The following is a 13,485-nucleotide window of genomic DNA, read 5'->3' as shown; positions in this document are numbered from 1 at the left end:
ATGCGTAAAGTTATATGATTGTATTATAAGCGATTTGTTAAATTTTTATAACCACTTGTATTTGCCTGCGATTTATGGTATAATATTTTGAAATTTAGAAAGAGGTGGGAAGATGATTAACTTTTCTTGCAAATAAAATCAAAATATGCGGTAGTGCTATACTTTGGCATTATTGTGTCTATTGCAAGAAAGTTATATGTCTATCTTACTCAATATAGTGCTGTTGCCACTTTTGCTTAGTGGTGTTATTTTATGCTATGACGAGCTGCAAGGATAAACTTTCTTGTGGCTCTTATTTTGTTTTGGAGGTGCTTTATGAATAGTGCAGAACAGATAGTTACACATGATTCACTCCGTATAGTGTCGGTTCCTTTTGGTGAAATCTATACGTAGTAAACATTCACCGAACCGACTTTGTATCGTATGACATGCAAAGGAGGATAATATTTATGTCAATGATTAAAATTGAAAACCTTACGTTTTCATATCCGACAAGTTATGATAATGTTTTTGAAAATGTCAGTTTCCAGGTTGATACCGATTGGAAGCTTGGTTTTGTGGGCAGAAACGGACGAGGTAAAACAACCTTTCTGAATCTTCTGCTTGGGAAATATGAGTATAGTGGAAAAATCCTATCATCCGTACAGTTTGATTATTTTCCTTATCCCGTTTCAGATAAGAATCGTATTACAGAGGATATATTGCAGGAGATTTGCCCACTTGCGGAAGAATGGGAACTTATGCGAGAACTTTCTTATCTTGATGTTGATGTCGATGTGCTTTGGCGACCTTTTGAAACACTTTCCAACGGAGAGCAGACAAAGGTTTTGATTGCCGCTCTTTTTCTTAATGAAGGGCATTTCCTACTGATTGATGAACCTACCAACCATTTGGATGCCAAAGCGAGAAAAAGTGTGGCGGCATATCTGAAAAAGAAAAAGGGATTCATCTTAGTTTCTCACGATCGTCGCTTTCTTGACGATTGTGTTGACTATATTCTATCGATTAACCGAGCGAATATCGAAGTGCAAAGAGGAAACTTTTCATCATGGATGTCAAATTTTGAGCGACAGCAAGAATTTGAACTGGCTCAGAACGAACGTTTGCAAAAGGACATCAGACGATTACAGCAGTCGGCAAAACGCGCTGCAGTATGGTCTGAACGTGTAGAAGCTTCCAAAATTGGGGCAGCAGATAAAGGTTATGTCGGTCATAAAGCCGCCAAAATGATGAAGCGTTCAAAATCTATAGAAGCGAGACAACAACAGACAATCGAACAAAAATCAGCATTGCTGAAAAATATGGAAACCGCAGAAGCCCTCAAGATACAACCGCTTAATTACCATACAGATTTGCTTGCATCATTATCGAATGTAGTAGTTTATTATGATGGCATTTCAGTTTGTGAACCCGTTTCGTTTGAAATAAGACAGGGAGAACGCATTGTGCTTGATGGAAAGAACGGCAGTGGCAAAAGTAGCCTGTTAAAGTTGGTAGTCGGGCAGTCCATAGATTATACGGGTACAGTAACACTTGGCTCTGGGCTTGTAATTTCTTATGTGCCACAGGATACATCGTATTTATGTGGAACCCTTTCCGAGTTTGCAGAAGAAAACAACCTTGATGAAAGTTTGTTCAAGGCAATTCTTAGGAAAATGGACTTTGAGCGTGTACAGTTTGAAAAGGATATTAAAGACTTTTCTGGCGGGCAAAAGAAGAAAGTCCTAATTGCGAAAAGCCTTTGTGAAAAGGCACACTTGTATGTATGGGATGAACCGCTCAACTTTATTGATGTGTACTCACGTATGCAGATTGAACAACTCATAACGGAGTTTGCCCCGACCATGCTCCTGGTAGAACATGACAGTGTTTTTCGAGATACTGTGGCAAGTAAAATTGTGAATATCTAAATTGGTTCTTCCGCAATTTTACGTTTTTCGCTTTAATAAAAATGGAGAATGCTGATTTACACTGGCATTCCAGTATTGAAAAATTACAAAATACGGATAATTGCGTAAGAACCTCTAAATTAAAATAATTGTATGGGTTAATTCCAGCTTTACAGAGACTCAAATTCCAGTTTGTCGCCTTGATTCCTTTAGATATGTTTCCTCATTTGATGCCTGAGTTTTAGATATGTTTCCGCAAACAGAGGCGAATTATTGACATGTTCCCGCAAACAGTCAGGCAGCGTGATTATATTTTCAACTGTCTCGGGGCATGTTGAGACAGTGGCTCTGCTAACAAGAACAAATTGAAAGAGGGCTGGAAAAGCCCGTGTTTAAGCCATTTTTGCGGCATCCGTCTTTCTGAGAAGAGAGGCGGGTGCCACTTTTTCTTTTAGAAAAAATGTGAAAGTTGGTCTGGCGTGACTGTGGGAAGGCTTTTCTGTTTTTCACGAATTCCAAACATGATATACTAAGTAACGAAATTGTGCTGATGAGAAATGGATATAATTGCCACTGATTTCAAAGCCACTTGGAAGAAGACAAGATATATATTCCAAGATATAAATCGGAAGTTGGAGGGATAGATTTCTATGATTATCAGATATGCAGAAGAGAAAAATTTTATAGAATTGCGACAGTTTTATGACGGTATGTGTAAAGTTTTGAGCGGAAAAGATTTTCTGCCGGAGGGAGATAAAGGTGGTTTCCCTCCAGATGAAATGATCAAAGATGCAATCAAAGAGAGAAATCAGTTTATCGGTATTGAAGATGGTCGAATTGTTGCAGCGTATATTATGAATCATGATCGTGATGAGGCGTATCACGCAGTTAAATGGCTTATTGATGCAAATGATAACGAGACAGTAGTTCTTCATGCCTTGCGTGTCCTTCCGGAATATGGAGGTCATGGATACTCGAAGCAGTTAGTTCAACACGCAATTGACACAGCAAGGGAAAGAAACCTTAAATCAATTCGTCTTGATTGCATAGAGGGAAATGATATTCCACAGAAAATGTATATGTCGTTTGGATTTAAGTATGTGGATAAGGTTGAAATCACATATGTTGATATTGGAGTACCGAGGAAGTTCCTCTTATATGAGTTTGTACTCTAATCAAGACATAATAACAGTTATATCTTGAACATTGTACAAACAAATTCCCGTTTGTCGGGATGACGCAAAATCGGGATTTTTTTTGGGGCAGACTGTCCGAAAACTAGCGGATTGAGTACCTGATGAATTGGTTGTTACGGATTCCACCATGAACCCGTTTCACATATACATTTGCACCTTGAAAACTGAATAAAGTACGCATTATTCCTGGGTCTGAAATACGAAATATAGTATAATTGTTATAGAACATATACGATATTTTACGATTTCAGGAGTCAAGAATGCCATACGTTAAAACCTGTGACAGAAATCAAATGATGTTTTGCTCGATGGATTCGTTTGTTGATCCCGAGAGTACAGCACGTCTCATAGATGCTTTTGTTAACAGTCTTGATCTTCAGAAATACGGAGTCAAGGAAGCTGCCACAGAAGGGCGGCCCACTTATGATCCGAAAGGGCTGTTGAAACTGTATATATATGGATGCCGGAACGAGATCCGTTCTTCCAGAAAGCTTCAACGGCCTGCGAAGTTAACATTGAAGTGATCTGGCTGATGGGCGGAGCAAAACCAGATTTTCGGACGATATCTGATTTCCGCAAGGACAACATTGATGTTCTGAAGAAACTGTTTCATGAGTTCAATCGAAGACTTGCCGGAGCGGTCGAGTGGGGGTTTTCTTCAATAGATGGCAGTAAGTTTCAGGCAAACAATTCCAAGAATAACAACTTTACTAAGAACAAGCTTGATGACAGGATCAAATGGCTTGATGGACATACGGACGAATACCTTCGTATTCTGAAAGAAATGGATGAAGAGAAAGATTTGGATGAGGATGTTGAACTTACACGTGGACTGGTTGAACAGAAGCTGAAAGAAGCACAGGAACGTCTGGAGAGATACAGAGGATACCAGAAGATAATGGAAGAAACTGGTGCTTCGCAGCTTTCTCTGACTGACGCTGATGCCCGGTTGATGAAGAATAAGAACGGTTTTGCTGTATCTTATAATCCCCAGACAGCGGTGGATTCAGAGACGCATCTGATCCGGAACTTTGAGATGACAAACCAGGTTACTGACCATGGATTGATTGGCCCAACGATGGATCAGATCAGAAAGGATTCTCCAAATCAGGTTTTGGAAGCTGTGGCAGATAAGGGATATGAAGACACAAATGATATGGCAGAATGTCTTGACAACGGAATTATCCCCCACGTGATCACAGATGATGGAAAAGATGGATATGAAATCGAGATTCCGTATGAAGAAGCCGAGGCAGATATTACCAGCACGAAGCCTAACGAGCTGAAGAAAGCACTTCATTCCGGACAGATACCTGAAGCTTACAAAGATGTGATCAGCGATATTAAGGTTGAAAATGTCCGCAGGAAGGTAAGCAATGATACATCCGAAGAAATAAAATCACCATATGGGACACCGGAAGCTATGAAAGAGCGGGCGATGCAAGGCTACTTCGTCAGAGATCCGGAACGCAATCTTGTGTATTGTCCGGCGGGTGAAATCCTTCGGCAGAAATGTATCAAGAAGGGCGGACAGATCCGGTATGCAAATAAGAATGCCTGCCGTCATTGTCCGAACCGTAATAAGTGTTACCACGGGAAGAACGAGTGGAAGGAAGTTGATTTCTCGAAGGACAAGCTTGAAAAACCGTGTATCGATTGGCTGAAGAGCGAAGGTAGGGTGCCGGATTCATGTGGCGTGGATAAAAAAGGAAAATCTCATTATGAGATGGTTAAAATTGTGAGATTTTTCCTGAAGCCAGATATCGCGAAGACATCCAAAAGGATGTGCCTTTCGGAGCATCCCTTTGGAACAATAAAAAGGTCACTCGGATTCACTTACTTTCTCCTGAATGGGATAAAGAAGGTGACAGGAGAGTTTGCGCTCTTTTGTCTTGGATATAACATCGAACGGGCAAAAAAGTTGCTTGGGTTCGACAAAATGATGGAGCTGATGACTGCAACATAAACCTTTTGTCTTCTGAAACTGTGTACTTTATTCAGCTTTCAATGTGCATGAAAAATGGGCATATTTTATGCCAGAATTGGTTGTCAGGCCACAGAAAATCAAGGTTTTCGGACGGCCTGGGGGGTACAAATGGGAATCGTTTATAAAAAGCTAACTACCTCTGATCTGGAAGTATATATTCAAATGCGGATAGAGCAGTTGAGAGAAGAAGGGGCTAAAGAGGATATCGATTTGGCGCCGGCTCTGATGGATTATTACAGCAGACATATGGCAGACGGAACTTTTGTCTCATGGTTAGCATTTGATGGAGATACAATCATTGGAACCAGCGGTATGTCGTTTGTGGAAAAGCCTCCGTATTTTGGATGTCCTTCTGGCAGAATAGGGTTATTGTCAAGTATGTTTACGAATCCGGCATACAGACGGCGGGGTATTGCGAAAGAACTCCTTGATAGAGTTGTAAATGAGGCAAAATCATATGGCTGCGGCACAGTTCAGATTACAGCTTCTGAAATGGGTGTGAAGTTGTATACCGCATATGGCTTTGTGCATAATGATAACTTTATGCAGTATAAGCTGTAAACGGGAAGCTATATGCAAATTCCAGTTTGGAGAATTGAGAAAAATGGAATTTACCTAGTAAGACATAGAAACTGTTGATAATAAAGCTCCTATATAGTATATTTTTAATAAACTACTATATAGGAGCTTTTGCATGGACATGAATGGAGGATTTCTTGTCACCAAAATAAAACAACTTGGAGACCGGATTTTCGAGAAGATTCTCAGTGAAAAGAACATTGATGCGTTTAATGGAGCCCAGGGACGTATTCTTTATGTGCTGTGGCAGGAGGATGGTATCTCTATCAGGGCACTCTCGACTAAATGCGGATTAGCGATAACATCTCTTACTACGATGCTGGAAAGAATGGAAAATCAAGGGCTGATAAGCCGTGTTCAGTCTGAAACGGACAAAAGAAAAACACTCCTGTTTCTGACTGAGAAAGCACATGCCTTAAAGGGCGAGTACGATTCTGTATCTGATGAGATGGGCAGTATTTACTACAAAGGTTTTTCAGAGGAAGAAATTACCCAGTTTGAGGAATACCTCGACCGCATCAGAAAGAATCTTGAGGAGTGGCAGAAGTCATGAGTATTTGTATCAAAGATCAGATTCAGAACATGAATATCGTCATTGGCTGCAAAGTGGGATGTACATATTGCTATGCCCGCAACAATGTGAAACGCTGGCATATGATTGATGACTTCTCTGATCCTGAGTTCTTTCCAGGCAAGCTCAGGATGATGGAAAAGAAACGTCCGCAGAACTTTCTTCTCACCGGCATGAGCGATCTCTCTGGATGGAAGCCGGAATGGAGAGACGATGTGTTTGCAAAGATCCGTGAAAATCCACAACATCAGTTCCTGTTCCTTACCAAGAGACCTGATTTGCTGGATTTTGATACCGATCTGGAAAACGCATGGTTTGGCGTTACGGTGACGAGGAAAGCAGAACTGTGGCGTATCGACGCCATTCGGAAAAATGTCAGAGCAAAACATTACCATGTTACCTTTGAGCCGTTATTCGACGATCCCGGCACAGTTGACCTTTCCAGAATCAATTGGATCGTTGTGGGCACCATGACCGGAGCTCAGAGCAGGAAGATTCATACGGAGCCGGAATGGGCATGGTCTCTGGCGGACCAGGCACATAAGCTCGGCATTCCGGTGTTTATGAAGGAAGACCTTGTCCCTATCATAGGGGATGAAAATATGATTCAGGAGATGCCGGAAGAATTTAATAAAGTGTTAGAGGTACAGAAATCATGGAAGAAGTAATAAATGGAATCCTCATTCGTGAGGTGGAAACAAAAAACATCATGACTAAGTCCAGTCTGCCGGTAGGCGGTTACTCGGTCAATCCCTATGTGGGCTGTACACATGCCTGCAATTATTGCTATGCTTCTTTTATGAAGCGCTTTACCGGGCACAAGGAGGAATGGGGCGCTTTCCTTGATGTGAAGCATTGGCCGGAAATTAAAAATCCGAAGAAATATGCCGGACAGCGGGTAGTCATCGGTTCTGTGACAGATGGCTACAATCCACAGGAGGAGCAATTCGGGAATACCAGAAAACTTCTGAAGCAGCTGATCGGCAGTGACGCAGATATTCTGATCTGCACAAAGTCGGATCTTGTGGTACGGGATATTGATCTGCTGAAGAAGCTTGGACGTGTAACCGTTTCATGGTCGATCAACACACTGGATGAAAATTTCAAGAACGATATGGACTCTGCTTCGAGCATTGAGCGCCGTATCTCTGCTATGAAGCAGGTATATGAAGCAGGTATCCGTACAGTCTGTTTCGTATCCCCGGTATTCCCCGGTATCACGGATTTTGAAGCAATCTTTGATCGGGTAAAGGATCAGTGCGATCTGTTCTGGCTCGAAAATCTCAATCTTCGAGGCGGTTTCAAAAAAACAATTATGGATTATATCGCCGGAAAATATCCTGATCTTGTACCACTTTACGACGAGATCTATAACAAGCATAACCGCAGCTACTTTGAAGCACTTGAAGTAAAAGCTGAGGAAATGGCCAAGAAATATGATTGTGCCTTTGTGGATAATGAAATGCCTTATGGCAGAGTCCCGCAGGGGCATCCGGTGATCGTAGATTATTTCTATCATGAGGAAATCCGTGGGACAGAGAATACCGGAAAAAGAAATCGCTAACTTCCAGTTCAATGTGTTTTGCAATGTCGCTGATATATTGAAGGTAATGGAGCAACATCATATTTCTGACAAATTCCCGAACAGCATGTCCCTACCTTGACCAATTTCCAGACAGCATGAACCAGAATGATTATTTTTTTTACGGTCTCGGGGCACGTCGAGACCGTTGTCCTCTTGAGCAACAAAAATGCGAAGCCGAAGGACTGTGTTGAGATTAGCGTTGATGCTGAGGATTATTACAGGATCAAGAGTTCAGAGAAAGACATTTGACAGACTACTAAAGTTTGAAGAGTATGTGAAAAAACCTGTGGAATGAACCGTGATATGGGATTTCCACAGGTTTTCCTTTTGCTGAAATTGCATTGCTCTGATATAATAAACATGACATACTGATGTCGTGTTATATGCGTTAGTATATAAATGGAGCGTAAGAGAACATGAAGATAGACAGGCTGATAGGAATATTGTCAATCTTATTGCAGGAAGACAAGACAACAGCTCCGGAACTGGCAGAAAGGTTTGAAGTGTCTCGCAGAACGATTAACCGAGATATTGAGGACCTTTGCAAGGCCGGTATTCCTGTTCGTACAGTTCAGGGCACTGGCGGCGGGATCAGTATTATGGACGGATACCGGATGGACAGGACGATCCTGACATCAAGGGACATGCAGATGATCCTTGCAGGACTGAGAAGCCTGGACAGCGTGAGCGGGAGCAGTTATTACGGTCAGCTGATGGAAAAAATACAGGCGGGATCTTCTGAGTTCATCAGCGGACGGGATTCCATTTTGATCGATCTGTCATCGTGGTATCGGGATTCGCTGGCGCCGAAGATAGAAACGATACAGGATGCGATCGGAGACAGGCACATGGTCCGGTTTCGGTATTATGCTCCGTCCGGTGACAGCGAGCGGACGGTTGAACCTTATTATCTGGTATTTCGATGGTCAAGCTGGTACCTTTGGGGCTGGTGTATGGATCGTAAGGATTACAGATTGTTTAAGCTGAATCGCATGGATCGCGTTACAGAAACGGATAAAGAATTTGTCTGTCGAGATGCACCTATGCCGGATCTTTCAGCTGAAAAAATATTTCCGGGTGAGATTAAGGTTAAGGCGTTATTTTCACCGGATATGAAATGGCGCCTGATCGAAGACTTCGGACCTGATTGCTTTACAGAAGCGGATGATGGAAGACTGCTCTTTACAGCGGACTACACGGATATGGAAAACCTTGTGACCTGGCTCATGACTTTCGGAGCGAAGGCTGAAGTGCTGGAGCCGGCAGAAGCGCGGGATATTATCTGCAGGAATGCAGAGGAGACATTACAGCTTTATGAGGAGGATTAACATTTATGGCATTTGATTTCAAAAAAGAATACCAAGAATTCTATATGCCGAAAGGAACACCTTCAATAGTAACTGTGCCGGAAATGAATTTTATCGCGGTACGCGGCAGCGGGGATCCCAATGATGAGGAAGGCGAGTACAAACAGGCGATAGGTCTTCTGTACGGTATTGCTTTTACGATCAAGATGAGTAAGAAAGGCAGCTATCAGATCGATGGATATTTTGATTATGTGGTGCCGCCTTTGGAAGGATTCTGGTGGCAGGATGGAGTGATCGGTGTCGATTATACCCATAAGGATTCTTTCCGGTGGATCTCCGTCATCCGTCTGCCGGATTTTGTGACGAAAGATGATTTTGACTGGGCTGTCAAAGAAGCTGCGGCAAAAAAGAAACAGGATTTTTCGAAAGTTGAGTTTTTTACCTATGATGAAGGGCTGTGTGTTCAGTGTATGCATATCGGGGCTTATGATGATGAGCCTGCCACGGTAGCGGCGATGCACAGATTTATGGAAGAGCAGGGATATGCTCTTGATATTACGGACGAACGCATGCACCATGAGATTTATCTGAGCGATGCGCGGAAAGCAGCACCGGAGAAGCTGAGGACCGTGATCCGTCATCCGATAAAAGTGAAGGAGAATTGATCCGATGGAGTACATCAGAGTTACAAAGGAAAATCTGGAAAAGGAGCATATCTGCTGTGCCATTTCCAATAATAAGGATGTTCAGGTGTCATCGAAGAAGGCGTGGCTGGCCGACAGGTTTGAAGAGGGGCTTGTCTTTCTGAAGAGTGTGGAGCGGGGAAAGTGCTTTATAGAATATATCCCGGCTGAGAACGCGTGGGTTCCAATCCAGGCTGACGGCTATATGTATATCGATTGCCTGTGGGTGTCCGGTTCCTTCAAAGGTCATGGCTATTCTGCAGAATTGCTGAACGCCTGTATTGAGGACAGTAAAGAAAAGGGGAAGAAAGGGCTGTGTATATTAGCAGCAGCTAAGAAGAAGCCGTTCCTTGTCGACCCTAAGTTTCTGAAATATAAGGGCTTTACCGTATGCGACGAGGCGGACAATGGCATTCAGTTGTGGTACTTGCCATTTGTGACGGATGCAGACAAGCCTCATTTCAGGGAATGTGCAAAGCATCCGCGCATAGAAGAAAAAGGTTATGTACTGTATTACACCAGCCAGTGTCCGTTCAATGCGAAGTATGTTCCAGTGCTGGAGCAGACTGCCAGAGAAAATGATATACCATTCCATGCGATCCATATCGAAAGCAGAGAGAAAGCACAGAATACTCCTACTCCGATTACAAACTATGCGTTGTTTCATGACGGAGAATATATTACGAATGAGCAGATGAACGATAAAAAGTTTCTGAAACTTGTGAATGCTTGATCAGGAGCAATACCGCCATGGAGTTTTTGTTGCTCATGTGGAACAACGTCGAGACAGTGGCTCTGCTAACAAGAACAAATTGAAAGAGGGCCGAAAAAGCCCGTGTTTAAGCCATTTCTGCGGCATCCGTCTTTCTGAGAAGAGAGGCGGGTGCCGCGTTTTCTTTTTAGAAAAAATGTAAAAGTTGGTCTGGCGTGGCTGTGGGACGGCTTTTCTGTTTTTCACGAATTCCAAACATGATATACTAAGTAACGAAATTGTGCTGATGAGAAATGAATATAATTGCTACTGATTTCAAAGCCACTTGGAAGAAGGAAAGATAGGTATTCCAAGATATAAATCAGGGCTTTGTGCAAAACATGCTTATACTATTATAGACAGAACTTGTGATGACAAATTGGTATTTAAAGATGCATGAGGAACGTTATGGATAATGAAATCAAAACAGTTGAATCGGCAGAAATACAGACTGATACAAGGCCGATAAGGGATATCATTTATTTTGTCCGTGGGCATCAGGTCCTGCTTGATAGTGATTTGGCTGCTTTATATAAAGTGGATACGAAAGTTTTTAATCAAGCGGTCAAGAGAAATATAGAAAGATTTCCTGCGGAATTCCGGTTCCAATTAACGCAGGAAGAATATGATTCTTTGAGGTCACAAATTGTGACCTCAAAGAAGGGGAGAGGCGGAAGGCGATATATGCCATATGTCTTTACGGAGCAGGGAGTAGCTATGCTGTCTGCGGTTCTAAGGAGCGATACGGCCATTCAAGTCAGTATTCAGATCATCAATGCATTTGTTGAAATGCGCCGCTTTATTGCCAGTAATGCCGCTCTGTTCGAAAGAATCTGTGCTGTTGAATTAAAACAACTTGAGTTTCAGAAACAGACGGATAAGAAGTTCGACAAGGTTTTTGCGTATATTGATGATCATGCTGAATCAGAGCAGAAAATATTCTTTGATGGGCAGATTTATGATGCATTTGAGCTTCTGATCTCACTGGTGCAGAAGGCAATTAAGAAAATTGTTCTGATAGATGGATATGTGGATATTGGAACGCTTAATATTCTGGCAAAGAAGAATCCCGGTGTTGATGTGATTATTTATACTTTCAATAATACGCGGCTAAGCAATAGAGACATCAACACGTTTAATTCGCAATATCCAAATCTTACGGTAAAGCACATGACTGCTTTCCATGATCGCTTTCTGATTCTGGATGATACAGTCGGTTACCATGTCGGCGCCTCACTAAAAGATGCTGGGAAAAAGTGTTTCGGAATCTCACAGATTCAGGATGAACAAACAATACAGGACATACTGAACCGGTTGTAAATCAGAATTTATCAGAGAATGAGGAATAGTTGAAATGGAGGCGCTATAATAACATGAAGATTGAAGGGAACCAGAAAGAACTGGATGCAATGGTAGAATTTCATAAGGGAAACCGTGTCGAGGGACTGAGACTGCAAGAAGAATTTGCAGCGGAATTTCGTAAGGAGTATAAAGACAAAGATCACTGTCCTTGCCTGAAAGCCTGTCGTTATCACGGAAACTGTAAGGAATGTGTAGCGATCCACAGAGCGCATCAGGAACATGTTCCTAATTGTATGCGACCATTGATTAATAAAAAATTGAAATTGATGTCAGAATTAACAGAGCATACCTTGGCAAATGAAATAGAAGCTCCACATGAGATTTTAAGAAAATAGGAAAGTCAAATTCCAGTTCAATGTGTTTTGCAATGTCGCTGATATCATTGAAGGTAATGGAGCATCATATTTCTGACAAATTCCCGAACAGCATGTCCCTACCTTGACCAATTCCCAGACAGCATGAAGCAGTATGATTATTTTTTCTACTGTCTCGGGGCATGTTGAGACGGTTGTCTTGCTTTCCAAGGGTGAGGTCGACTCGAAAAAGATTCGGGTTGAGTTCTCTTTGGAAGATATGGATATGTCCGAATTTCAGGATGGGGCAACTTACACCCAGATCAAGGACTATGTACTGGAGCATAGCGGGTTAAAGGTATCCAACCCGTATATCTCACAAATTAAGCGAAAATGTGGGATTGGGGTTGGTAAGAACGTAAGCGGTAAACCGCCAGTACCTTATAAAAAAATACAGCTGCCATTTCTGGCAGCTGCAAGTTGCTAGTTAAGTTGTTTCCTGCATTCCGCCGGTAGATCCTGAGACCAAGGTTCGAGCTTTTTCAGAAAGGTTCTATCTGTGTCTTCCATATGCTTTGGAATCTCTGTCAGGACTAATTCGAAGTATCGGAACGGATTCAGATGGTTTGCTTTCGCCGTTTCAGCAATGCTGTAAATGATAGCGCTCGCTTTTGCCCCGGCAATCGTGTCAATCATCAGCCAGTTCTTTTTTCCTACGCAGAATGGACGGATAACCTGTTCGGCGGCATTGTTGTCGATCGGCACTTCACCGTCATTCAGGAAATATCTGAGATATGGCTCCTGTTTCAGGCAGTAGTCAAAACCATTGCCTGTCTTGGTTCTTGAAGGAATCCGGGAATGAAATTCTTTCAGCCATGCGAAAAAGTCCTCGACAAGCGGTTTGACGAGGGTCTGGCGTTTTTTCACTCGTTCTTCTGCAGAAAGATCGGACAGGCCATTATCGGCCTGATAGATCTGCGCAATTCGTTGAAGTGCTTGATACGCAACCGTCCGTTTACCGGCCTCCGGGCCAGCAGCTTTCACTACTTCTGAAAACCGTCGCCGGGCATGTGACCAGCATCCGGAAATCTTCAGATCCTGCCGCTCTCGGGCCAGTTTGTGGTAGACCTCGTATCCGTCGGTCACCACTACACCGTTGAATGTCTTCAGGAACTCACGCGGATGATCCGCTTTTCGTTCTTTCTGATATTCGTAGAGGATGATCGGTTTGTCACGATACATCTTCCCTGTACGGTAGACCCACATATAGCTTTTGGCTCCC

At 42.6% G+C, this 13,485-nt stretch carries 14 protein-coding genes; 13 read left to right on the top strand and 1 reads right to left on the bottom strand.

Annotated features, from left to right (window positions below; all coding sequences use genetic code 11):
* The first annotated feature begins 449 nt into the window (after positions 1-449).
* The 13 genes from ACTQZS_RS03245 (at position 450) to ACTQZS_RS03185 (ending at position 12,245) form a co-directional block, all read left to right on the top strand.
* Positions 450-1,910, top strand: coding sequence for an Lsa family ABC-F type ribosomal protection protein (locus ACTQZS_RS03245; RefSeq protein WP_002584327.1), 1,461 nt, complete (start codon positions 450-452; stop codon positions 1,908-1,910).
* 629 nt (positions 1,911-2,539) lie between these two features.
* Positions 2,540-3,064, top strand: a complete 525-nt coding sequence (locus ACTQZS_RS03240) for a GNAT family N-acetyltransferase (RefSeq protein WP_090162423.1) — start codon at positions 2,540-2,542, stop codon at positions 3,062-3,064.
* Positions 3,065-3,345: 281 nt separating this feature from the next.
* The gene (locus ACTQZS_RS03235) at positions 3,346-3,609 is read left to right on the top strand and encodes a transposase (RefSeq protein ID WP_441474569.1); all 264 of its coding nucleotides are present in this window, start codon (positions 3,346-3,348) and stop codon (positions 3,607-3,609) included.
* A gap of 8 nt (positions 3,610-3,617) precedes the next feature.
* Positions 3,618-5,051, top strand: coding sequence for a transposase (locus tag ACTQZS_RS03230; RefSeq protein WP_441474568.1), 1,434 nt, complete (start codon positions 3,618-3,620; stop codon positions 5,049-5,051).
* 129 nt (positions 5,052-5,180) lie between these two features.
* Positions 5,181-5,633 (top strand): GNAT family N-acetyltransferase, encoded by a 453-nt coding sequence (locus ACTQZS_RS03225; RefSeq protein ID WP_270441643.1) that lies wholly within the window; start codon positions 5,181-5,183, stop codon positions 5,631-5,633.
* 133 nt (positions 5,634-5,766) lie between these two features.
* Positions 5,767-6,204, top strand: coding sequence for a radical SAM mobile pair system MarR family transcriptional regulator (locus ACTQZS_RS03220; RefSeq protein ID WP_194611713.1), 438 nt, complete (start codon positions 5,767-5,769; stop codon positions 6,202-6,204).
* A complete protein-coding gene (locus ACTQZS_RS03215; RefSeq protein ID WP_441474567.1) occupies positions 6,201-6,890 on the top strand; it encodes a radical SAM mobile pair protein A in 690 nt (229 codons plus the stop codon). The genes ACTQZS_RS03220 and ACTQZS_RS03215 overlap by 4 nt, the downstream gene beginning before the upstream one ends.
* Positions 6,878-7,786, top strand: a complete 909-nt coding sequence (locus tag ACTQZS_RS03210; protein WP_441474566.1) for a radical SAM mobile pair protein B — start codon at positions 6,878-6,880, stop codon at positions 7,784-7,786. The genes ACTQZS_RS03215 and ACTQZS_RS03210 overlap by 13 nt, the downstream gene beginning before the upstream one ends.
* Positions 7,787-8,223: 437 nt before the next feature.
* Positions 8,224-9,135 (top strand): helix-turn-helix transcriptional regulator, encoded by a 912-nt coding sequence (locus tag ACTQZS_RS03205; RefSeq protein WP_441474565.1) that lies wholly within the window; start codon positions 8,224-8,226, stop codon positions 9,133-9,135.
* Positions 9,136-9,140: 5 nt separating this feature from the next.
* Positions 9,141-9,779 carry a GyrI-like domain-containing protein gene (locus ACTQZS_RS03200; RefSeq protein ID WP_105303942.1) on the top strand — a complete coding sequence of 213 codons (639 nt, stop codon included), beginning with the start codon at positions 9,141-9,143 and terminating at the stop codon, positions 9,777-9,779.
* Positions 9,780-9,783: 4 nt separating this feature from the next.
* The gene (locus ACTQZS_RS03195) at positions 9,784-10,530 is read left to right on the top strand and encodes a GNAT family N-acetyltransferase (protein ID WP_441474564.1); all 747 of its coding nucleotides are present in this window, start codon (positions 9,784-9,786) and stop codon (positions 10,528-10,530) included.
* Positions 10,531-10,956: 426 nt separating this feature from the next.
* Positions 10,957-11,868, top strand: coding sequence for an ORF6N domain-containing protein (locus ACTQZS_RS03190; RefSeq protein WP_441474563.1), 912 nt, complete (start codon positions 10,957-10,959; stop codon positions 11,866-11,868).
* Between the two features lie 53 nt (positions 11,869-11,921).
* On the top strand, positions 11,922-12,245 hold the full coding sequence (locus ACTQZS_RS03185) for a hypothetical protein (RefSeq protein ID WP_004613237.1): 324 nt from the start codon (positions 11,922-11,924) through the stop codon (positions 12,243-12,245).
* 441 nt (positions 12,246-12,686) lie between these two features.
* Here the strand turns inward: ACTQZS_RS03185 and tnpC are convergent.
* The coding region (tnpC, locus tag ACTQZS_RS03180; protein ID WP_441474562.1) for an IS66 family transposase at positions 12,687-13,485 on the bottom strand (799 nt) is incomplete at its 5' end.

Origin of the sequence: Bilifractor sp. LCP19S3_H10 (assembly GCF_052119185.1) — a bacterium.
GTDB lineage: Bacteria > Bacillota > Clostridia > Lachnospirales > Lachnospiraceae > Bilifractor.
This window is presented reverse-complemented; position numbering and strand designations above follow the sequence as displayed.